This is a genomic window from Vibrio fujianensis, from assembly GCF_002749895.1.
GTDB classification, from domain to species: domain Bacteria; phylum Pseudomonadota; class Gammaproteobacteria; order Enterobacterales; family Vibrionaceae; genus Vibrio; species Vibrio fujianensis.
In genome coordinates this window covers 353331-376710 of the sequence record NZ_NBUS01000043.1, presented here as the reverse complement: position 1 = coordinate 376710, position 23380 = coordinate 353331, and the positions used below count along the sequence as shown (strand labels likewise).

Below are 23380 nucleotides of genomic sequence, written 5' to 3'. Positions count from 1 at the left end.
GGAGCAGCCTGAACAGTGGATAAAGGCGGGGTAATCTTACTGTTTAAATTCGCTGAACGAATCGGTGTTATTGGCGGCTGCTCTTGCCCCGCCAATCGAATACCATGCGGCTTAACCTTCACCGTGCTCATTACCATAAAACTTGTTAACCTTATAACCGATCAAACAAACTAAGTTCATTGATTTTGACATAACTGGCCTGAGTGGCTTGCAACGCAGCAAGATACTTACTCAAACGAACAGAAGCCTCACCATAATCAAGCGCGGATAAATCACTGCTTACTTTATCAACAAACAACTTGTTCTCACCATGAGCACTATTGAGCAAGTCTAGGTTGTTATAACGCCCACCAATATTGGTCATTGCTCCTAAAACATTTGCCGAGGTTTGATCAATCACGCTCAGCGTCGCGTCTACCGTTGCCTGAAAATTTGCACTCGGAGCCGCAAATTCGCTAATCAGCGTATCAATTTGGTTAAGAACATTATTCCCGCCACCCAGCTCAAGGATCTCCTTCGCGGTGACATTTGATTCCATTGTTACGCCTTTAGCCACAGTAACCACGCGCTTATCGCTGTTTCCATCGACAATATATGCCCCGCCACTATGTTGTATCGCTGGTTTATTGGTTTTGGTTCCCGAAAATAGATAATGCCCTTCTTCATCTTGAGCATTAAAGGACGATTCAACCGCATCCCTTAAACTTTTAAGTTCCGTCACCATTCCATCGCGATCAACATCGGTAAGTGAACCATTTGCTCCCCACAACACAAGGTCGCGAATACTTTTTAAACTTTCATTGACCGAATCTAAATGCGTTTCTTGACGAGAAAGTGTCGTTTTAACATTCGCAATATTAGATTGATATTGATCGATTGCACTCCCTTCCCGTTCAAGATTTAGCAGCTTAATCGATGCCATCGGATCATCCGAAATCTTCGTTAAACGGTCACTGGTTGACATTTGTTGTAAGACTTGCCCCAAACCCGCATTATTACCTTGCAAACTTTGCAACATAATTTGGCTAAATTGGCTATCACTGATTCGCATCAAAACTTCCTTTTTAGACTAGTTGAAGAACGGAATCGAAAAGCTCGTTGGCTTTGCTGATCACTTTCATATTCGCGTTATGAGCATTAATAAATACCATTAAATTTGCCGCTTCTTCATCGCTATTGACGGCACTGACATTGTCTCTAGCCGCAATCGCTTGTTTATTCATTATTGTTTTGGCATCAAAGTCTGCAGTTGCTTGTCTGGCCTTGATCGCGGTTTGCCCGACCATGGCAGTGAATGCATCATTCAAGCTTAAAGAACCGTAACCTGTTACGCTCACCGCTTTATTACTTAATTCGATTAAGTGGCTCAACACACCGGAGTTACCAGGTGTTCCATCTTCAGAAAAAGCCAATTCTTCAGGTTGAATATCGGTAATGCTTAAGCTTGCGGCAGGGTTGGTGGGGTCGTACTGAAATAACGACTTACCTGTGTTTGCGTTCAGATCTTTCCCCGTCGCAAGAATATGATTAAATTCATCAGCCAACGATTGAGCCATATCATCGAGCGCCCGTTGATTTGGCTTTAACACGTCATGTTGATAATCAACTAACGCCCCTAACTTGCCACCAACCGCATGAGAGATAGCAAAATTTTGCTTACCAAATTCCACCTGCAAATCCGCCATATAGGGATCGGCAGGATCGGGGATCGCTTTGAGTTTCGCCGCTTCTGTACCTATCACTAACGGTTGTCCTGATGCTAACGTCACTTGTAACGTGCCGTCTGGTTGATCGGTTGTTCTGACTTCGAGCACTTGAGCAAGTTCGCCAATTAACGCATCTCGGGCATCCAATAATTGGGCAGGATTACCTCCGGTGCCTTGCATTTCAGCGATCTGCTTGTTGGTATCCGCAATATTGCTCATCAAACTATTGGCGTGCAATATCGCAGCATTTTGCTGGTCGCTGATATCCTTATGCTGATGATGCAATGATTGGCTGAGGGTATGGAAACGATGCGATAACGCTTCTGACTCATTGATAATTTGTTGACGGTACGGAATCGATTCAGGTTTAACCGTTGCATCATTGAGCGAGGTAAATAAGGTATCTAAGCCAGCTGAAATACTAAAACCATCAGCAGACAAGGTGTTCTCAAGTTGGCTCATGCTATTGGTATAGCTTGAAGCATAACCTGCAAGGCTGTTCGTTAACCACGTTTGTTTCACTAAAAATTGTTCAGTTACCCGACGAATACTGGTAACTTCGACGCCTGAACCAGGGCTGAGTCGATCATAAGTGCCAGAGCCAATCGCGGCATGTACCGCCTGTTGGCGACTATAGCCAGCAGTATTGACGTTGGCGACATTCTGCGCGGTTATCTCTAGCGCGACACGGTTGGCATTCAAACCCGACAAGGCAATATTAACGAGACTCATCTACAGCTCCATTTTTCGAACAAGTGGTTGAGAAAACGCCGTCGTCATGCCAACCTCATTTAGTACTTGCTTAACAGAGGCGACCGCTTCCGCGTTAACGTTAATCGCCGAGTTGACGCTTTGCTCTGCGTGATTATCGTGTGGCGACCTTCCTACCGGCGCTAACCCGATAGGGGAGAATTTAATTTCATTGGCAGGCTCTATCGCCATGCTGCCGGTTAGCTCAACTTCACGCATTGATGGACTCAGTTGTTGTACTAACAGGTTAGCAATCCCTGAACTTTGTTTTTTGGCTAACTCTATCGCTAACTGTCCATCATACATATCTAAGAACATGCCTTGTTGCTTACTGACAAAAGGGTTGTCTTTATCGGCTAACACATCACTGCTGCTACGCATCTGGCGTAATACCATTTGTAAGAACATGGCTTCAAATTGCCCGGCAACCGCTTCAATAGCGGCTTTATCATCACGACTACTTTTGATTTGATTCAAGGCATTATTGTCGTGGTACAAGATGTTACCCAATTGAGACGATTCTGGGTTGGTGTCTAATTTCATCTTGGCTCCCTTTTAAATTACGACTAATTCAGCATTCAGTGCGCCCGCTTCGTTCAAAGCTTGTAAAATTGACATTAAATCACTGGGCGTTGCTCCTAAGCTATTGACTGCATTAACAATAGTATTAATGTCTGTACCTGGGGGCCAGATCACCATCTGAGCTTGCTCTTCATTGATATCAATATCGCTCTGATTTACGACCTTGGTTTCACCATCAGCAAAGGCATTCGGTTGACTCACCTGTTGCGATTCCGAAATACGCACCGTGAGATTGCCATGACTAACGGCGGCTTCTGCCACCTTCACATTTTGCCCAATCACGACCGTGCCAGTGCGAGAATTGAAGACAATGCGCGCAGGTTTTCTTCCCTCTGTCACACTCATTTCTTCTAGCATCGACATCATGACCACGCGTTGCTGTGTATCCATCGGCGCTCGCATCTCTACCCGTGCCTTATTAATGGCTTTAGCGACATTAGGGCCAAAAGTGTTGTTAATTTCACGAGCGATATTCTTGGCTGTGGTAAAACTAGGTTTGCGTAGATTGAGGGTGATTTCTTCACGTTCATTGAAGTCGGTGGCAATCTCTCGCTCTAAAGTTGCACCACTAGGAATGCGCCCTACGGTAGCAATGTTCTGCTGAACTTTAGAACCGCTCCTTCCTTCAACCGATACCCCTCCAACGACAACATTGCCTTGCGCAACGGCATACACTTCGCCATCAATTCCTCGTAACGGCGTTAAGAGTAATGTTCCTCCTCGCAAGCTTTTTGCATCGCCAATAGAAGAGATGACGACATCAAGCGTTTGTCCTAGCCCAGCCATGGGATCAACGGAAGCGGTCACGCTCACTGAGGCAACGTTTTTTAGTTTAGGATCCATGCTTTCGTCGATTTGCACACCAAATTGACGAAGCATGTTGGTGATGGATTGTGAGGTGAATTTAACTTGATTGCGGTCACCCTGCCCATCAAGACCAACCACCAACCCATAACCGACTAATTGGTTTTGCCGAATACCTTGCACATCAACCAAATCCATTAACGCTATTTTGTTTTCCGCTTGAGTTACCGGTGCCATACCCAACACCAACCCGATGAGAAATACTGAAAGAAAGATTTTGATTTGTTTCATTAGAAAGGCACCCAAGGGCTATTAAAGAATCGCGTTAACCAACCTGAAGCATTACTATCCGCCAAGGCACCGCGGCCAGAATAGGTAATTCTTGCATCACCAATTCTTTTCGATGAAACCTGATTACTCCGACTGATATCATCCACTCGAATGATGCCCGTTAAGCGAATAAATTCATCGCCTTGATTGAGTCTTAGCCACTTCTCACCACTGATGCGCAAAACACCATTGGGTAAGACTTCATGTACGGTCACGGTGATGGCACCTTGTAATTTATTTCCTTGCGAACTGGAAGCACTACCATCAAAGCTACGATTGCCATCAATGCTAACGCCCAACTCATCAATGACTTTGCCGCCAATGGTCGGCACGCCCAAGTTCACCCCGGATTTCTTGCCAAATTGGGTTCCGGCTTTTTTACTCGATTCCGTTTCTTCAGAAAGTAAAACCGTCAGAATATCACCAACTCGATAAGCCCGACGATCTTGAAACAGAGTCATCGTATACTGGTGACGATAAAGACTGCCTGACTTCGCTTCAGGTAGGGTGTAATCGAGTTTTGGCGGCGCATATTCTTCACTGTTTGGCGAAGGAGGAACCAGCTCTGGTAGGCCAGAGCAGCCAACCAAAAGTAATGCACCAACAACCCAAGCGCGGGAAAATATTTTCATCACGTTCTCTTTCACCATCACCCTATTGTTTACATCGATTGCGCGACAAACTTGAGCATATCATCCGCAGCAGAAACCACTTTTGCATTCATTTCGTAGGCTCGTTGAGTAGTAATCATATCGACCATTTCTTCAACTACCTGAACATTCGAACCTTCTAATGAGCCCTGTTTAATCTGACCCACTCCATCTTCTCCAGCAATCAATTCATTGGCTGGCCCACTGGCCTCAGTTTCTTTAAACAGGTTTCCGCCTACCGCTTCCAAGCCCGCCGGATTAATAAACTTAGCTAGCGTAATTTGTCCAAGCTGCTGTGGTGTCGGATCATCATTGCTGACCGAGGTTACCGTACCATCAACGCCAACAGAGACTGCAACAGCGTTATCTGGAACTTGAATTTGCGGCTCCAACGGTAGACCTTGGCTATTCACCATCAAACCTTCTGAATTGATATGAAATTGCCCATTACGGGTATACATTATTTGGCCATCGGTGTTTTCGATCTGAAAAAAACCTTGCCCCATAACCGCGAGGTCAAACTGTTGGCTGGTATTTTGGGTATTCCCTTGAGTAAAGACTTTTTGTGTGCCCACCACACGAACACCGCTACCGAGCTGAACGCCGGTTGGTAACTCATTAATCTGATCAACTTGCGCACCCGGTTGGCGTTGAATACTGTAAAATAAGTCTTCAAATACAACGCGATCGCGTTTAAAGCCAACCGTGTTTACGTTAGCTAAGTTATTCGAAATGGCTGTCATTTTAGTATCTTGGGCTGCCATACCCGTTTTACTTACCCATAATGCTGAATGCATTGTGTCTCTCCTACAGAGGTTAGCGTTATCTCGCTGCCATTAATTTATTACCGGCTTGAGCCAATGTCTCAGCGGTTTTCATCATCCGCACCTGCATCTCAAAATTGCGAGTCAAAGACATCACACTCAATAGTTCATTGATGGCAGAGACGTTACTTCCTTCCAAATGCTCGGGGGCCAATTGAACGGTTTCATCGACCGGGAAAGGAACACCATCAATGCTGTGTAACAGACTGTCACTCTCTTTTTGCAAGCGTCCTTCCGGTGGGTTGACCCGTTTTAATGTACCCACCTCTATTTTTGCACCACCTCCCGGAGGTGTAACAGACACAAGGCCCCGTTCACTAATTTCTACATTCTGATAATCAGGCAGTACAAGTGCACCATTTTCACCCAAGACAGGAAAACCATTGATGCTCATCACACCAAAACTATCAACATTGATGTTCCCCGCACGGGTATAAGCTTCATTTCCCGCTGGCGTTTCAACCGCAAAGAACCCTTTTCCGCGCATGGCCACATCAAGCGGTCGACCTGTTTTTATCAAATCACCCGCATCAAAGCGGGTAGAGGCGGAGTTGGTTACGACCATAGTGCGGCCATCAAACCCAACCCCTTCAACGGGCAAACTTTGCACCCTTTCCATATCGGCACGAAAACCTGCCGTATCCGCATTTGACAAGTTATTGGAGTGAACATGCTGAGCTTTCAAGGCTCGAGTTGCACCGGAAGTGGCGGTAAATAACAAACTATCCATATCAAATTCCGTTAAACTGCATTAAATAAGGCTTGTGTTAACTTATCGCTGGTTGAAATGGTTTTCGCATTAGCTTGATAGTTACGCTGAGCGGTCATTAAACTTACTAGCTCATTGGTTAAATCCACATTAGACCCTTCTAACGCCCCAGGGGTTAAATTGCCAAGTACGCCAGTTCTTGGAGTGCCAACGGCTGGCGAACCAGAACTAAAACTTTGTGTCCACGCCGTCCCACTCACTTTGGTTAAACCCTGAGGATTGGCAAAATCAGCTAAGACCACTTGCCCTTGTAATAGTGACTGACCATTAGTATAAGTTGCATAAACTTCACCATTATCTTCAACGCGAATGCCCTTCAATTCACCAGCGCCATAACCATTTGGATTATTTTTGCTCACACTAAATGCTGCGCCAAATTGCGTTGTGCCTGTCAGATCGACGGATAGATTTACAGGATTTGCGCCTGAGGCATTAAATGCGATGTTAAATGGTGAGGAAGGGCTAGCCATTTTACCTTCAGCATCAAAGGTTACTGTTTGAGCTTTAGTGGGAGCGGTCAACGCCGTACTTCCGCCATCGACTTCCATATTGATTTGCCACGTATTATCAGCGGTCTTAGTAAAATACTGAGTCACCGTGTGGCCGTTACCCAAAGAGTCGTACACCTTGGTGGTATAAGAGGAGTTAAATGTCTTCGGATCGCTTGCATTGAATGGTGCGGTAATGACAGGAGAGGTCACATCAAAATTAGCCACAAAGTCGATTTTGTCGGTCGCTTTTGCACCCAGTGAAGCATTAGAAATTTTAATATCACCCACCATACCTGACAAAAGCTGGTTATTGCTATCAACACTGTAACCTTGCAGCTTTGCACCGTTGTTAGCGACAACATAATTGTCCTTATCGGGAGCAAAAATCCCCGCGCGAGTATACAGAGTTTGCCCTGAATGATCTTTGGTGACAAAAAAACCATTACCATTAATTGCAATATCCATTGCCCGCCCCGTGTTGATCACCGAGCCGTTTTTATCGAAATTTTGCGAAATTGAAGCGACTTCAACGCCACTCGCTTGCATACCGCTATAAACTGATGAAAATTCAGTTCGAGCACCTTTAAAACCAAATGTCGACGCATTCGCAATATTGTTACTGATTGTATTCAATTCAGAGTTCGTGGCATTTAAACCACTAAGTGCAATGTTAAAGCTCATAATTGACTTTTTTCCTTATCGGGTTAGGCACCAAACTGGGAGATTTGATAAAAAGGGATTGAACCAACACCTTGGACGTTAACAAGCGCTGCACCACCGTTACTTGGGATACGAACTTGTTCAACTTTGCCTGCTAGCAGCATATTAGGACGAGTTTGTCCCTCTTGTACCTCAACAGAGATGGTGTATTTGCCCGGTTTTAAACCCAGTTTCTTTGGATCAATAGAGAAATCGAGATCACCGGCGGCATGAGCGCCAAGCGAAACTTTCGTTTGTTGCCCGAACTCATCTTTGATCATCAGGTTGACTTGATTCGACGCATGCTCAAGCTCAATTCGCCCATGCTGCGCCTCATCATCCAGTTGAAATTCGTTGGCGGCCACATAGACTGTTTGCCCAACTAAACTAGCGGTTGAAAGCACTTGCATGTTATCTAGTAAAACCATGCTGTTTTTCATCAAGCTGGACATATTTTCCATACTGCGAACTTGAGAAAACTGCGCTAACTGACTGACGTATTCCGTCCCATCTAAAGGGTTTAGAGGATCCTGATTTTGAATTTGAGCGACCATAAGATTGATAAACTCATTTTGCAAAGCAGTGCCTCCGTTGGGATCCTGAGGGTTAGCTGCAACTTTTGGCGTCTCATAATTGGTCGATGCTACTGGAATATCTGCCGAAAAAGCCGTGTATTGGGCAAGACTCATTAACTACCCTGCCCTAACTTAAGTAAACCTTGTTGCATACTTTTTACATTCGCAAGCACTTCAACGTTGGTTTCAAAACTACGAGTGGCCGACATCATATCCGCCATCTCGGCGACGACATCAATATCTGGATAGAAAACGTAGCCTTCATCATTCGCTAAAGGATGATGTGGCTCAAAGCGTTTTTCCGCTTGCCCAGCACTTTTTACGACATCAACAATGCGCACTTCCGCGCTCGGATAGCTGTTACTTTCTGGGGCCAGTTGTGTCTTGTTATACACCGTGGCAAAAACCGGCTTTAACGCCTTATAGGCATCATTTGGATTTGCAGATACCGCATCGGCATTTGCTAGGTTACTGGCAATGGTATTTAATCGCACTGTCTGTGCATTCATCGCCGAACCGGTAACAGAATAAATATCATTAAATGACATGGTTAACGTCCTTCAATTGCTTTCGCCAGCCCATTGAATTTCATATTCAAAAAAGTCAGACTGGTTTGAAAATCCATATTATTTTTCGTGAACTTAGCTTGCTCAACGCTCAGCTCTACGGTATTCCCATCTTTACTGTTTTGATAAGGGACGGCGTACTGAGTTTGCACCTCAAACCTAGCTCTAGGTTGACTTATACGGCCAGATGAGTGCTGATCCATAACAGTTGTAAAACTTAAATCTTTGGCCAAATATCCTGGGGTATCAACATTTGCTAGGTTACTGGCCAGGACTTTGGTACGCTGAACACGAAAGTTGAGAGCATCGGTATGAACACCCAGAGCACTATCAAATGAGATCGCCATTCAAGTTTCCTTTAAGTCGTTTACGGTCTGACTTAATAAGAATCAAAATACATGCCAATCAAATAAGTTATTTTTTTCAATGAGTTATAAAAAAGAAAGGAAACCAAACTTCCGCAACGCGGAAACAAAAAAAGTCAGTAGGAAGCAAGGTAAACGCCACCCCATCCATACCATGCTACTTGCTGTCTGGTTGTTTTTTACTCTGCCAAGCTTAGCGATGGAAGCCCAGACTGAAAACCAAATCAAACAATATGTCTCAAGCCAGTTTGAACAAGAAGTGCACGATTATGCCCGCAATGAACATTGGCAGCACTACCGGCTAAATTACGAATTATGGCTACCTAAGTCAGTCCAGCATTTGCCTAAGTGTACAAAACGCCTTTTTATTTCAACCCGAGATTATCATTCACTGCCTATCGGAAACCTAAAACGTGCCATCAGTTGTAATGACCTTAATAATACTTGGCGTATTAATGTCACCATAAAAGCCAGCATCTCTTTACCTGTCGTCGTAACAGATAAAACCATCAACCGAAATACCACACTCTCTGCCGCCGATCTAAAAGTAGAACGTCGAACATTAACCAAGCAAGACAGCTTCTACACCGACCCTAACCAAGCTATCGGTCTCGAAACCATCAGACGCATACGAGGTGGCAGCGTGTTGAGCCAAAGTGATGTACAAGTCTCCGCAGTGATCGAAAAAGGTAATGAAATTATTTTAATTGCTAACAAAGATGGATTTATCGCAACCACAAAAGGAATTGCTTTAGAAGATGGATACTTAGGTAAACAAATTGAGGTACAAAATATCAGTTCAGGAAACGTTATTCGTGCCGTCGTAACCGGAAAAAATCAAGCAAAAACGCTATTTTGATTTCCGATTCTAGTGATCCATATTCACGGCCGTGAATAACAAAGCAATTTTATATCCCCTTCCTACTTGAAGCCGCAGCGGTGTTGGCTACGTTCGTTCACCCCAATCACATCGCCTGTCTATGCTCATGGGGATGATGAGAGCCATCCGTGGCTCTCATCAAAGGCCAGCCTACGGCTGTTCACATTTGTTACTCACTTGCCGCCAACCTGCAACGCCAAGTTGTTTGGGTATACCTTTCAACATAAAAATAAGCTGAAGCTTAAAATCATAATTTCGATTTAACTATCGTCATCTGTTGGCCGCCTAAGTACAATAGGAGAGGATGATTGAGGATAATGACATGAAAATTGATAAAATAGCCGGTGGGAACGTATCTCACACAAGCTTGCAGCAAACAACAACAAAAACGGTCGACATGCCAACTAGAGCCAAAACACCAGAGCATCAGGTGAAAGTGGACACAACAGCAATCGAGCACGCTCAGAAAGAGATGGCCGCTCTTCCAGACATCGACATGGCAAAAGTAGAGCAAGTTAGAAATGCGCTGACAAACGGTCAATTAAGCCTAGACTCAAAAGCATTATCAAAAGCGCTAATGCAATTTTATACGGGACACGAGTAAGACTATCATTGAGGATATCACGATGGCATCACCCAAAGCTCAACGAATTCAAGCCGTTATTAACAGTATTAGCATCGATATAAAACTATACCAACAGCTGCTAGAACTACTTAGAGAACAAAAATCTATTTACCTCACATTTGATAGCGTGGCATTAAACGACAACGTAGCTCAGCAAATCCCGATACTCAATCAGCTAAGTCATCATGCCACTGAGCGAAGTTTGCATCTACGCAAACTTGGGCTTCCTATTCATGAACACAGTGTCCAACGCATTTGTAATGCGCTTCCCTCAGAGCTTAATATCAAGGCCAGAAATCAATGGACATATCTCAAGAGTTTGATTCATGAGTGCCACCAGCTCAATCAAAGCAATGGACAAAGCTCAGCGGCTTTCCATGAAATAATGCATCATATCAAACATCCAGCTCAGCATACTTATGAAGAACAACGGTTTTAATACCAGATTTTAATACCCACTGTCACCACCCAAAATCACCCGTAGCTTTCTAGCTACTGGCATTTTTTATTTTATAAAGACTTGGCTAGTTTTTACCACAAAACCTACGCCATTCGAATATCAACAAGCAGGAAATAAACCTATATAACAGCTAGTTAGAAAGGTGGTCTTTCTCAATACCATCATCGATACCATGCGTGAATTTTTTTGATTTTTTGCGTCTCGTCGACGTTTTAGTTCGGCTTTAGCCCAGCTGAGGATTCTTGCATACCACAACGAGGCTCTTGTTTCTCTTCAACACTCAGCCATCACGAACCCGAGGTAATTCTATCCATCTTGTGCCTCCAACTTATCGCAGTACATTTTTAAAACGCATCAAAACGTGAGTTACCAGCAAGAGACCTTGGGGATATTTTGAGATTGTTTTTCATACACATCTTGAAAGCCATCAATACTGCCCAAAGATTATACAACGCGGAATAACCTCGTTAAGTAAAAGGATCAAATCATGGGTTTAAAACCAGGACCAAAACCAATAGCTAAGTCGACCGGTAAGCCAGATCAGCGTCGGCGTGACAATAAAAAAACACCAGGAAATACTCCTGGCTTAAAGCCGAGCAAATCTTCAACCAAATAACGCAACCTCAATATCGAGTCAGAGTAAGCGGTACTGACTCTTGTAGCTCAACTCAAAATTCACTTTTGCCCCATTATCAGCTAGAAGCAACGTACATCTCATTTTTTAGCCCTGTGATTTGACTTACTTTTTTCTAATGAAGCAATGCGTGTATTGTTTTATATGGCGAGTTGATGAATACCGTATTGTGACAAATAGGCATCTTCTAGTTAAAGGGCATCACTAACCAAGATTACTATGCTATTTATGGGTTTAAATATGGTTAAATTTATTAGGAGAATGACATGAGAATTGAGCATGAATATGTAAAAACTGGATATTTTTGGCTTCCTGAGCGAGATGAGAAAAAGATTCCTGGGATATTAACTATCAAAGATGGAGGGGATATTCAACTGGAAGTAGTCGGACATTTCGGCTCATTTAACGATGATGAATTTGATAGAATAATCGGGCATATTGAGAATGATGGTTTAGTAACTCTAGAGAACTGCTTCTATACCAACAAAAATCTAGCTTTCGGTGGAATATCAAAATCAAGACTTTGTGTAAATACAGTTTTAAGTGGTGTCGCCTACGATAAAAATGAAGTTGTAACCTTTAATACATTATCATTTTCAGTTGATTGCCTAGATGAGTGGATTGGCATTAGTGGTATTAATGTCAGCAGTGGTAGAGAATACAAAACTGTCACTATCAGTTATGTCCCTCCAGAGAATATTTCCTATGAACTAGATAATGGCATGAAACTCGAAATTTGTTTTGCATATACTCTCCCAGGTACACCTAACACTACTGAAGCCAAAATTTCACAACGAGTTTATTTTCAGTTGAAATCTGAAGAATTAAGGCCATTAGATGACTTTACAGAAATAGCTTATAAGTTAACCAACTTCTTGTGCTTTGCTATCGATACTACAGTCGCATTGAAAAGTTTGTCAGCTACATCAACAGAAATACAAAAAGATGGAGGATATCCAGTTTCAGTGAAAATTTTCTACCCTAGCATACCTTTCACAGAAAAAGTGCCAAGCAAAAACGGGCATAGAATGTTATTCACTTATGGAACGATAGAAAGTAATGCTCAGGATGTTTTTAACAACTGGTTAGGTGCATATGAAACTATGTCTCCAGCATTAAGTCTCTACTTCTCTACAAAAAATGGAGCGCAAAAATACCTTGAAGGTAAATTTTTAGCTTTAGCGCAAGGGTTAGAGACATATCATAGGAGGACAAGTGATGAACAACTTATGGATTCTTTGGCGTTTCAAGATCTCGTTTCAATCATCCGTGAAGCTTGCCCAGAGCAGCATGTTGCTTGGCTCAATGGCCGATTAATGCATGGAAATGAAATTAATTTAGGTAAAAGGTTGAAACGAATTGTTGAGCCGTTCAAAGATAAACTTGGAACTAGCAAAAAAAGAGGGAAACTTTTAAGAAAAATTGTAGATACAAGGAATTACCTTACTCATTACAGTGATAACTTAAAAGACAACTCAGCTAGCAGAGATGAACTCTTGGGGTTGTGTCAAAAAATGGAAGTGATATTCCAGCTCCACTTTTTAAAAACTATTGGATTCAGTGAGAAAGAAATTGATAGTGTTGTTGATAATTGCTACCCGCTCAAGCAAAAGATTAGCGTAACCTAAGCGTTTAAGGCTGCAATATACTTATTCTAATCTATAACGAACGCGTTAGACCTTAAACTCTAACGCGTTTCTGTCCAGAAACAAGTTACAGCTTCACAATAATCAGTGTGATCGCCATAACCGGCCCGTGTGCTTTCTAATTACTTGCGTAGCCCAAACGGCCAGCGCTCATTTTGTCTATTTGATCGACCGATCTCATCATGTCCTTATAAGCACGCCCAGCCAACCTGTTTGGGAATACCTCCATTTTAACGGCAATCGCTTTTATCTTCTGGTCGTATCCGGTGTTGTGCAGCCCCTATCTCCCAAAATAGAACGCCTTCATCGCTGTGAACTGATACAACCATAAAAAATGCCAGTCAGTAATACTGACTGGCATTTTTATTTTATAAGGACTTGGTTAGTTTTTACAACTAAGCCTACTCCCACTCAATCGTCGCTGGTGGCTTACCGGAGATGTCATACACCACGCGAGAAATGCCATCGACTTCATTGATGATTCGATTCGACACCTTACCTAAGAAATCATAAGGTAAATGCGCCCAATGAGCTGTCATAAAGTCGATCGTTTCAACTGCACGCAGTGACACAACCCAGTCGTATTTACGGCCATCACCCATGACACCAACCGAGCGCACGGGTAAGAAAACAGTAAACGCTTGCGACACTTTATTGTACAAATCGGCATTGTGCAGCTCTTCAATAAAGATAGCGTCAGCACGACGTAGCAAATCGCAATACTCTTTCTTAATTTCACCCAGTACACGCACACCAAGGCCTGGCCCTGGGAATGGATGACGATAAAGCATGTTGTATGGCAAACCAAGCTCTAGGCCAATCTTACGCACTTCATCTTTAAACAGTTCGCGTAATGGCTCAACTAGACCCATTTCCATGTCGTCAGGTAAACCACCTACGTTGTGATGTGATTTGATGACATGCGCTTTACCCGTTTTTGATGCTGCTGACTCAATTACATCTGGATAAATCGTACCTTGTGCTAACCATTTGGCATTTTTAAGTTTTTTAGCTTGTTCATCAAAGACTTCAACAAAAACATGACCAATGGTTTTACGTTTCTCTTCAGGATCAGCTTTGCCTTCTAAAGCTGATAGGAAGCGTTCTTCCGCATCCACTTTGATGATGTTTAGGCCAAATTTATTGCCAAACATGTCCATCACTTGTTGGCCTTCATTGAGACGTAGTAGCCCGTTGTCGACGAAGACACAAGTCAGTTTATCGCCAATCGCACGGTGGACTAGCATCGCAACGACAGAAGAATCGACCCCACCAGAAAGGCCGAGGATCACTTCATCATCACCCACTTGCGCTTTAATACGAGCAATCGCATCTTCAATGATGGATTCAGAAGTCCATAGTCGCTCACAACCACAAATATCGAGTACAAAATTCTCGAGCATTTTTAGGCCATTTTTAGTATGCGTTACTTCTGGGTGGAACTGAACCCCATAGTATTTCTTCTCTTCATTGGCCATTGCTGCGTATGGGCAAGTTTCGGTTTCACCAATTTTCACGAAATCGGCTGGAATTTCCACCACTTTATCACCGTGACTCATCCAAACATCTTGAATTGCTTCAAGATCTTTAAATAGTGCCGACTGGCCTGAAACATTAACTTGTGCGTAGCCGAACTCACGCTCGTTTGAGCTAGCCACGCGCCCCCCCAACTGCTCAGCCATGGTTTGCATGCCATAGCACACACCAAAGACTGGCAGGCCTGAATCAAATACATATTGAGGTGCGCGAGGTGAGTTAAGCTCAGTTACGCTTTCAGGGCCACCAGACAAAATAATGCCGTCAGGGTTAAACTCTCGAATATCGGCAGCTGCGACATCCCAGCTCCATAATTCGCAGTACACCCCGATTTCACGGACACGACGAGCTACCAGTTGAGTATATTGAGAACCGAAGTCTAGAATAAGGATTCGTTGATCATGAATATTCTTGGTCATTATTAAGCAATCTTATCAGCTAAATTAAGAAACGGAGGCGAGTCTACCCGCCTCTCGATAGGTCATCAAGGAAAAAAGCAAACGTTTACGTTTAACCCATACGATAATTAGGGGCTTCTTTTGAAATCTGTACGTCATGGACGTGAGACTCTTTCATGCCCGCTCCTGAAATACGGACAAATTGTGCTTGCGTACGCAGTGCTTCAATACTTGCCGATCCGGTTAGCCCCATGCATGAACGAAGCCCCCCCATCTGTTGATGGACGATCTCTTTAAGGAGGCCTTTATAAGCAATACGGCCTTCAATACCTTCAGGAACTAATTTGTCTGCCGCATTATCGGTTTGGAAGTAACGATCAGAAGATCCTTTAGACATCGCACCAAGCGATCCCATGCCACGGTAAGCTTTATAAGAACGACCTTGATATAGGATCACTTCACCGGGTGCTTCTTCGGTGCCAGCAAACATGGAGCCAACCATCACACAAGATGCGCCGGCAGCAATCGCTTTTGAAATATCACCCGAGAAACGAATGCCACCATCAGCAATAACAGGGATACCATACTCATTGGCAACACCCGCCGCATCGGCAATGGCTGTCACTTGAGGAACACCAACCCCAGTCACAATACGCGTGGTACAGATAGACCCAGGACCAATACCCACTTTAACCGCACTAACACCAGCTTCAATCAATGCGCGAGCACCTTCCGCTGTTGCAACATTACCGCCGATAATATCGAGATCAGGATAAGCCGCTCGAGTTTCACGAATACGTTGCAGTACACCTTCAGAATGGCCATGAGAAGAATCGATCAGTAAGACATCCACGCCAGCTTCCACTAACGCTTTCACGCGCTCTTCATTGCCAGGAGCGGCTCCAACAGCTGCGCCAACCCGTAAGCGACCTTGCTCATCTTTACAAGCATTGGGTTTACTTTCTGCTTTATAGAAATCTTTTGCCGTGATCATACCGGTTAATTGGAAATCGTCATTGACGACAAGAACTTTTTCAACACGCGCTTTATGCATCCGTTCTTGAACGTCTTCACGAGAAGCGCCTTCTTTAACCGTTGCTAGGCGATCTTTCGGTGTCATCACATCTGAAACCGATTTAGAAAGGTCTGTCACAAAACGAACGTCTCGCCCGGTAATGATGCCAACCAATTCGTGATTTTCAGACACCACAGGGAAGCCAGCAAAACCATGTTTTTTGGTTAAGCTCATGACATCGGCAATCGTTGCATCTGGACGAACTGTAACTGGGTTGGTGACGATACCCGCTTCAAAGATCTTAACTTGGCGGACTTCTTCAGCTTGCTGTTCAATGGACATGTTTTTATGGATAAAGCCCAAACCACCTTCTTGTGCAAGAGCAATTGCTAGGCGCGCTTCTGTTACTGTATCCATAGACGCTGAAATCATAGGAATATTTAGCGTGATGTTTTTGGTAAGTCGAGTGCGAAGATCGGCTGTGTTCGGCAGAACAGTAGAGTGTGCAGGAACGAGTAAAACGTCATCGAAGGTTAGTGCTTCTTTAGCAATTCGTAGCATTTGCAATATCTCACAACATAGATGTTAAAGAGTATTAAATCCACTTTATCGTTTCGCATAATAAAGGGATTTAGATTTGATATTGCGGATGGATTATACGCCCAGAGCAATCGATTGACCACTCATTTTTTTAATTTTAATTTGCAATCCACCCCTTGCTATGTATTATATTGCCGCTAATTTCCATACTCACGTCTGGTTCAATTAGCGGTGCCCTCCTTGACTAATCAAAATATTTATACTGTTTCCCGCTTAAATGCAGAAGTCCGGTTGTTGCTCGAAAATGAGATGGGCGTTATATGGTTAATCGGCGAAATCTCTAATTTTTCTGCACCTGTTTCTGGTCACTGGTATTTAAGCCTGAAAGATAGTCGCGCCCAAGTGAAATGTGCCATGTTCAAAGGGAATAACCGTCTTGTTCGTTTTAAGCCTCAGAACGGCCAACAAGTGTTAGTCAAAGCTAGGCTCTCTTTATATGAACCTCGTGGTGATTATCAAATCATCATTGAAAGTATGCAGCCTGAAGGCGATGGACGGCTACAACAAGAATTTGAACAACTCAAAATGCAACTGGCCGCAGAAGGGTTATTTGCGCAATCACTCAAAAAACCACTGCCAGAACACCCGCGCTGTGTGGGCGTGATCACCTCAAAAACCGGAGCTGCTCTGCACGATATTTTGCAGGTGCTGAAACGCCGCGATCCAAGCCTGCCGATCATTATTTATCCGACCATAGTGCAAGGTAGTGAAGCTGCAATCAGTATTGCTCAGGCCATTGGCTGTGCTAATTCTCGCGCAGAATGTGATGTATTGATCGTGGGACGCGGTGGTGGCTCACTAGAAGATTTATGGTGCTTTAATCATGAAATCGTGGCTCGAACTATTGCGGCGAGTGAAATTCCGGTTATTAGTGCCATTGGGCATGAAATTGATGTCACGATTGCAGATTTCGTTGCAGACATGCGAGCCCCAACTCCGTCAGCGGCCGCTGAAATGGTTAGTCGAGATAATAGCCATAAAAAACAAACATTTGCTAATTATCAACATAAATTAGCAAGTGGCATGCGCTACTATTTAACTCAGCAATACACCGGCCTTAAACAGCGACAACATCAGTTGGATAAGCACCACCCGATTCATCGGTTACAACGTCAACAACAACAATTAGACGAGCTAAACTTTCGTTTAGAAAGAGCCATCCAACGCCGTTTGTCGACCGCGCATCAACAGGTTGTAAACTCATACCATCATCTGCAACGACTGTCTCCAGAAAAGCAGCTACAAGCTCAAAAATACCGCTTGAATTTATGCGAACGCCAATTAACAGCCGCAATGGAACGAGCCCTCGTTACCTCTCGCCATCGTTATACGCTACTGATTGACAAATTGCATACCGTCAGCCCATTAGCCACTTTATCGCGTGGTTATTCAATCACTCAAAATGAGCAAGGAAAAGTGATCCGCCGTGCAGATGAAGTCAAAACGGGCGATAAACTTGTGACACGACTTGCACAAGAAGCGATACATTCCACAGTAAATTAGTCGATTTTCTGAAATTCAGCACGAACCCGCGATTTAGATTTCAACTCATTGCACCGATTACAAAAGTAGTTAGCAGCGCCACATGCTTGGAGTTTTGCTAACTCTTGATCACAATCAGGACAATGGGCTATTTTTTTATAGTGAACCTGACAACTCACGCAGTGATACTGGCCATCCCACTCTAATGTATCCGCACACTGCGGACATAATTCATTCATGGTTTATTTCCGATGCTATTTTTTCTTGAATCATAATAGCTATAGCTTAAGAGTACAAATCGAACGGATTTAGATCGTACATTGACGCTGAAAATGATCTCCCCGCCCAAATAGAAGCGATCATAGGCTGATCTTTTGCTTTCTTCAGCATGAGCAGCGATCACCAGCAAAAAGAACATTTATATCACCACACACCGAAAGCATAAGTTACATATTCTGCATTTGGATTTTAAACAGATAAAAAAACTAATTAAAACAAAAAAAACTCCAATTATCAGAATTTAATAAAATGATCATTAAGTGATCTCACTAGGAGAAATATGACAAATAGGTGAATCGTAGGCAGATGCCCAAAGTCACGCTGCCACCTGAATAAGGAAAATAAAAGCAGCGATCAAAACAGTACAAAACAGAGAGGTGTAAGGCGCGGAACTAAGAAAAGATAAAGAAAAACCCAAGCACAATGCTTGGGTTTTTAAGGTTTATTTACGACGATCTTTGACCATATTCATTAAGCGTTTACGTTTACGCTCTTGGGATAAAGTCAATTTATTTGATTTGGTCTCAAATGGGTTTTCACTATTTTGGAACTGAATTCGAATCGGAGTTCCCATAATATCTAATGATTTACGGTAGTAGTTCATTAAATAACGTTTGTACGAATCTGGTAAGTCATTCACTTGGTTACCGTGAATAACAATAATCGGTGGATTATATCCACCAGCATGAGCATATTTGAGCTTCACGCGTCGACCACGGATTAAAGGCGGTTGGTGATCATCGGTTGCCATCTTCATAATGCGCGTCAGTACTGATGTACCCACACGAGTGGTCGCTGATCGATAAGCTTCTTGTACGGACTCAAACAAGTGTCCAACACCCGTTCCATGTAAAGCAGAAATAAAGTGAATACGAGCAAAATCGACAAAGCCTAAACGACGATCCAGCTCTTTCTTCACTTGCTCTTTAATATCAGTGGTCAACCCATCCCATTTATTGACAGCAATGACGATAGAGCGCCCAGCATTAAGCGCAAACCCTAGCAAGCTTAGATCTTGATCAGAGATATTTTCTCGAGCATCGACAACAAGTAGAACAACGTTAGCATCTTCTATTGCTTTTAAGGTTTTGACGACAGAAAATTTTTCTACCGTTTCATTAATACGTTTGCGGCGGCGAACTCCCGCGGTATCGATCAGTACATATTCACGCTCATCACGCTGCATGGGAATATAAATCGAGTCTCTCGTGGTACCTGGCATGTCATAAACCACCACTCGCTCCTCCCCCAAAATACGATTGGTTAAGGTCGATTTCCCCACATTAGGTCGTCCAATGATCGCTAACTTAATGGGTTGATCTTGCAAACGCTGATAGACCGCTTCCGCTTCTTCTTCGGTATAATCAACTTGCTCTGGCTCATGGTCTTCAAATTGAGTTAAATCTTCTAGTTCACCACCTTGCTCAAGCATCTGCTCAGCTAAAGGACTCAAAACTCGATCAATCAATGCTCCCACACCACGGCCATGTGCTGCCGCAATATGGTACATTTGCTGGCCCATGCCTAACTGCCAAAATTCCGCGCTAGCGGAATCCGCATCAATACCGTCAACTTTATTGACCACTAAAATGGCATGCTTTTCAATTCGACGTAAATGCTGGGCAATGGCTTCATCAGCAACCGTCAGTCCAGCACGGCCATCAACCATAAATAGGACGACATCCGCTTCATCAATCGCCGCTAACGATTGCTGCGCCATCTTGGTTTCTACACCTTCTTCACTGCCATCAATACCACCAGTATCAATCACAATAAATTCATGTTCACCTAACTTAGCTTGACCGTATTTTCGATCACGCGTTAAACCAGGAAAGTCCGCTACCAGTGCATCTCGTGTACGGGTGAGTCGGTTAAATAGCGTCGATTTACCTACATTAGGACGCCCAACAAGAGCAACAACAGGTATCATAACAACCTCAATAATGATTCTTTTCTTATGTAATTATACTGAAATAACTTCGCGACTTTGTAATTAAGCTTAGTATTCACAAGTCATTTGGGTATATAAACTCAAGGTTTATTTCAACAAAACGGCTCCCAACTGTTTCCAGCTAGGAGCCAACTGTGAATTGTATCACGATTTATTGACGGATCGTCAGTTTCTTTATTTTACCATCCCGTGTGATCACTAGGTATCCGTCATCTAAAGCCAACGGTCCGACTGCAAAACCACTTTTATGAATGAGTTGCTGTGCGACAAATTCACCACTGCCACGATCAAACCAATGTAAATAGCCTTCGCTGTCCCCAACAACCACATAACCATCAATAATTTTAGGTGCCGTTAATAAACGATGTTCTAGCTGCTTATTGCTCCACAATTCGGTACCGCTTCGCGCATCGACAGCAACAACATGATCTTTATCAGTAATCAAAAATAAGCGACTACCATCACTGGCCATGTTGGTTGTTGATGAATAATTACGTTTCCATAGCGGATTTCCTGAACGTAAATCAATAGCCATCAATTGACCATTAAAGCCGATCGTGTATAAGTTAGCACCAATAATCAGTGGTGCTGCATCTACATCCACAAGTCGATCGATTTCTGTTGCGCCTTTAGGCTGCCCGACCGGTAACTGCCAAATCAGTTGGCCTCGTTCAACAATTGCAGCCGCGAGACGGCCACTCGGTGTGCCCCAAAAAACTCCGCCTGATGTTGTGACAGGTTGGCTATCACCACGTAACGTGAGGCTTGGTACATCGGTACTTATGGTCCACTTTTGTTCGCCCGTGCTAGCATCTAAAGCCACTAAGATTCCTCGGCTGCTATTGGCGATAATAAAATTATTATCCGCGGCTACCGGAGCCAGCACTTCACCTTCGATATTTGCCCGCCAATTAACATTGCCACTCTCAGCATCCAACGCAATGACTTCGCCATTCTCACTGCCAATAAATAGTTGTCCATAAGCGGCAGTGATACCGCCAGAAAGACGAGCAGGAACGTCACCTTGAAGGCGAACGCGCCAGAATGGCTGCCCATTTTCAGGATTCAGCGCTTTCACTTCCCCTTCGCGGCTGGCGACAAAAATCTTATCGTAAGCATATTCTGGAGCAAGGTTTGAAAAATAATGCCCCACCCCATCTCCGATCGAACTGCGCCACACGGATTGTGGGGTAAATTCACTCTTAACCAGCGGAAGAGGGGCCATGATGATATTTTCTTCTTCGCCTGAGCACCCGACCAATGCTCCTAACATGGCCGCTGACAAAAGCACTTTGTTGAACATTTTCTTCATCAAGTCATGCCCTTATCTGGCTAGATCATCCAGTTTTATTTGCAAAGTTTGGCTCGCGTCACTCGCTTGCTGAGCTTCAGTATAAGCAGTATAAGCTGTGTCTTTGTCACCCATACGCAAAGCGATATCACCACGTAGCTCAGCCACTCGCCCAGCCCAACTTTGCTCTTTTATTGTGGCAAGCTCAGCCAGAGCATCATCACTTTGCCCTTGCTCTGCCTGTAAGCGAGCAACACGATAGCTCAACAGTGGTTTTAACGCGGCATCTTGGGTCGTATTTTTAGCCCATTCAAGTTGCGCTAATGCTTCATCCAAATGACCGGCTTCAACCTGTATTTTAGCTAACTGCATGGCAGCCAACACGGCATATTCCGATTGATTGTGGCTTGCAATAAAACGCTGTATGTCTGATTCAGCCTCAACGCCTTTTTGCGCTAAGTTCTGCATAACCTGAGTGTAGTTTTCTGAAGCTGCTTCTTGCCCAGCAATCACAGACTGCTGGTAATAACGCCAACCAAACAGCCCACCTAAACCAATAACGGCACCTAAAATGACCGCTTTACCGTTTTCTTTCCACCAATCTTTGATTGCTTCAACTTGTTGTTCTTCGGTATCGTAGAGTTCCACTTCCTGTCCTCTTAAAATCAGAAATCTCAAAAATTAGTGTTGTTCGATAAGATGCGCCAATTGGCTTGCAATCTCATTTTGAGAGAAGGTGGTTTGTTCCCCACCAAGTAAATCTTTTAGCACAACGGTTTGCTCTAGGACTTCATTTTCACCTAAAACCAACGCAACCGCTGCACCGACTTTATCAGCACGCTTAAATTGTTTTTTAAAGCTACCACCACCACAGTGATTCATGACTCGTAGTCCTGGCAACTGTTCACGCAAATGCTCAGCCAGTTTCATACCCGCCATCATGGTGCCTTCACCCGCAGTGACAACATAAACATCGACCTGACGACGAACGTCTGTATTGCCCAACGTTTCCATCATCAATACCAAGCGCTCAAGCCCCATCGCGAAACCCACCGCCGGGGTTGGTTTCCCACCAAGTTGCTCAACCAGTCCATCATAGCGGCCACCACCACACACCGTGCCCTGCGCCCCTAAACTTTCTGTGATCCATTCAAATACGGTTCGATTATAATAATCCAACCCACGGACCAAACGTTCATTGACGGTATATTCGATACCAGCTGCGTCAAGAAGTTCACATAACCCTGCAAAATGTTGTTTAGAATCGATATCCAGATAGTCAGAAAGCTTAGGCGCATCACCTAATACCGCTTGTACCTCTGGGTTCTTTGTATCTAAAACACGCAAGGGGTTGGTGTACATACGGCGTTTACAATCATCATCTAAGATGGCTTGGTATTGCTCTAAATAATCAATTAATGCACTACGATAATTCGCTCGGGCCTCTAATGAGCCGATCGAGTTCAGTTCCA

General features: G+C 43.8%; 23 protein-coding genes and 1 pseudogene. 5 read left to right on the top strand and 19 right to left on the bottom strand.

The window, feature by feature from the left end; genetic code table 11:
• From B7C60_RS19190 to flgB, 12 genes and pseudogenes are all read right to left on the bottom strand, one after another.
• Window positions 1-137: pseudogene (locus B7C60_RS19190) on the bottom strand (flagellin); the annotation flags it as partial.
• A 14-nt stretch (window positions 138-151) separates the two neighbouring features.
• Complete coding sequence (gene flgL / locus B7C60_RS12520) at window positions 152-1051, bottom strand: flagellar hook-associated protein FlgL (protein WP_099611931.1); 900 nt, start codon at window positions 1049-1051, stop codon at window positions 152-154.
• 13 nt (window positions 1052-1064) lie between these two features.
• Entirely contained in the window at window positions 1065-2438 is a 1374-nt protein-coding gene (gene flgK / locus B7C60_RS12515; protein ID WP_099611930.1) for a flagellar hook-associated protein FlgK, read from the bottom strand.
• Window positions 2439-2999 (bottom strand): rod-binding protein, encoded by a 561-nt coding sequence (locus B7C60_RS12510; protein ID WP_099611929.1) that lies wholly within the window; start codon window positions 2997-2999, stop codon window positions 2439-2441.
• 12 nt (window positions 3000-3011) lie between these two features.
• Complete coding sequence (locus B7C60_RS12505; RefSeq protein WP_172953243.1) at window positions 3012-4133, bottom strand: flagellar basal body P-ring protein FlgI; 1122 nt, start codon at window positions 4131-4133, stop codon at window positions 3012-3014.
• Complete coding sequence (flgH, locus tag B7C60_RS12500; protein WP_099611927.1) at window positions 4133-4804, bottom strand: flagellar basal body L-ring protein FlgH; 672 nt, start codon at window positions 4802-4804, stop codon at window positions 4133-4135. Before flgH ends, B7C60_RS12505 begins: the two co-directional genes overlap by 1 nt.
• A 29-nt stretch (window positions 4805-4833) precedes the next feature.
• Window positions 4834-5619 carry a flagellar basal-body rod protein FlgG gene (flgG, locus tag B7C60_RS12495; RefSeq protein WP_099611926.1) on the bottom strand — a complete coding sequence of 262 codons (786 nt, stop codon included), beginning with the start codon at window positions 5617-5619 and terminating at the stop codon, window positions 4834-4836.
• 25 nt (window positions 5620-5644) lie between these two features.
• Entirely contained in the window at window positions 5645-6376 is a 732-nt protein-coding gene (locus B7C60_RS12490; protein WP_099611925.1) for a flagellar basal body rod protein FlgF, read from the bottom strand.
• An 11-nt stretch (window positions 6377-6387) separates the two neighbouring features.
• Window positions 6388-7587 (bottom strand): flagellar hook protein FlgE, encoded by a 1200-nt coding sequence (gene flgE / locus B7C60_RS12485; RefSeq protein WP_099611924.1) that lies wholly within the window; start codon window positions 7585-7587, stop codon window positions 6388-6390.
• A gap of 23 nt (window positions 7588-7610) precedes the next feature.
• Complete coding sequence (flgD, locus tag B7C60_RS12480; protein ID WP_099611923.1) at window positions 7611-8294, bottom strand: flagellar hook assembly protein FlgD; 684 nt, start codon at window positions 8292-8294, stop codon at window positions 7611-7613.
• Complete coding sequence (gene flgC, locus B7C60_RS12475) at window positions 8294-8728, bottom strand: flagellar basal body rod protein FlgC (RefSeq protein ID WP_099611922.1); 435 nt, start codon at window positions 8726-8728, stop codon at window positions 8294-8296. Before flgC ends, flgD begins: the two co-directional genes overlap by 1 nt.
• Before the next feature lie 2 nt (window positions 8729-8730).
• Complete coding sequence (gene flgB, locus B7C60_RS12470; protein WP_099611921.1) at window positions 8731-9093, bottom strand: flagellar basal body rod protein FlgB; 363 nt, start codon at window positions 9091-9093, stop codon at window positions 8731-8733.
• 79 nt (window positions 9094-9172) lie between these two features.
• On the opposite strand from flgB, the gene flgA reads away from it, so the two are divergent.
• The 4 genes from flgA (at window position 9173) to B7C60_RS12450 (ending at window position 13338) form a co-directional block, all read left to right on the top strand.
• Complete coding sequence (flgA, locus tag B7C60_RS12465) at window positions 9173-9970, top strand: flagellar basal body P-ring formation chaperone FlgA (RefSeq protein ID WP_099611920.1); 798 nt, start codon at window positions 9173-9175, stop codon at window positions 9968-9970.
• Between the two features lie 343 nt (window positions 9971-10313).
• On the top strand, window positions 10314-10595 hold the full coding sequence (flgM, locus tag B7C60_RS12460; protein WP_099612037.1) for a flagellar biosynthesis anti-sigma factor FlgM: 282 nt from the start codon (window positions 10314-10316) through the stop codon (window positions 10593-10595).
• Between the two features lie 22 nt (window positions 10596-10617).
• Entirely contained in the window at window positions 10618-11055 is a 438-nt protein-coding gene (locus tag B7C60_RS12455) for a flagellar protein FlgN (RefSeq protein WP_099611919.1), read from the top strand.
• A 921-nt stretch (window positions 11056-11976) separates the two neighbouring features.
• Entirely contained in the window at window positions 11977-13338 is a 1362-nt protein-coding gene (locus B7C60_RS12450) for an ApeA N-terminal domain 1-containing protein (protein WP_099611918.1), read from the top strand.
• A gap of 419 nt (window positions 13339-13757) precedes the next feature.
• On the opposite strand, the gene guaA is transcribed toward B7C60_RS12450, so the two are convergent.
• Both guaA and guaB read right to left on the bottom strand, forming a co-directional pair.
• Window positions 13758-15311 (bottom strand): glutamine-hydrolyzing GMP synthase, encoded by a 1554-nt coding sequence (guaA, locus tag B7C60_RS12440; protein WP_099611917.1) that lies wholly within the window; start codon window positions 15309-15311, stop codon window positions 13758-13760.
• Between the two features lie 91 nt (window positions 15312-15402).
• Window positions 15403-16866 carry an IMP dehydrogenase gene (guaB, locus tag B7C60_RS12435; protein WP_157928701.1) on the bottom strand — a complete coding sequence of 488 codons (1464 nt, stop codon included), beginning with the start codon at window positions 16864-16866 and terminating at the stop codon, window positions 15403-15405.
• A gap of 210 nt (window positions 16867-17076) precedes the next feature.
• On the opposite strand from guaB, the gene xseA reads away from it, so the two are divergent.
• Window positions 17077-18408: an exodeoxyribonuclease VII large subunit gene (xseA, locus tag B7C60_RS12430; RefSeq protein ID WP_099611915.1), complete on the top strand. Its 1332-nt coding sequence runs from the start codon at window positions 17077-17079 to the stop codon at window positions 18406-18408.
• On the opposite strand, the gene B7C60_RS12425 is transcribed toward xseA, so the two are convergent.
• The 5 genes from B7C60_RS12425 to B7C60_RS19185 all read right to left on the bottom strand — a co-directional run.
• Window positions 18405-18626 carry a zinc ribbon domain-containing protein gene (locus B7C60_RS12425; protein WP_099611914.1) on the bottom strand — a complete coding sequence of 74 codons (222 nt, stop codon included), beginning with the start codon at window positions 18624-18626 and terminating at the stop codon, window positions 18405-18407. The genes xseA and B7C60_RS12425 overlap by 4 nt on opposite strands.
• Before the next feature lie 482 nt (window positions 18627-19108).
• A complete protein-coding gene (gene der / locus B7C60_RS12415) occupies window positions 19109-20596 on the bottom strand; it encodes a ribosome biogenesis GTPase Der (protein ID WP_099611912.1) in 1488 nt (495 codons plus the stop codon).
• Between the two features lie 172 nt (window positions 20597-20768).
• Window positions 20769-21929 carry an outer membrane protein assembly factor BamB gene (gene bamB / locus B7C60_RS12410; RefSeq protein ID WP_099611911.1) on the bottom strand — a complete coding sequence of 387 codons (1161 nt, stop codon included), beginning with the start codon at window positions 21927-21929 and terminating at the stop codon, window positions 20769-20771.
• Window positions 21930-21941: 12 nt separating this feature from the next.
• Window positions 21942-22556 (bottom strand): YfgM family protein, encoded by a 615-nt coding sequence (locus B7C60_RS12405; protein WP_099611910.1) that lies wholly within the window; start codon window positions 22554-22556, stop codon window positions 21942-21944.
• Between the two features lie 33 nt (window positions 22557-22589).
• Window positions 22590-23380 (bottom strand): histidine--tRNA ligase (locus B7C60_RS19185; protein ID WP_245869355.1); only part of this gene is annotated, 791 nt, incomplete at its 5' end.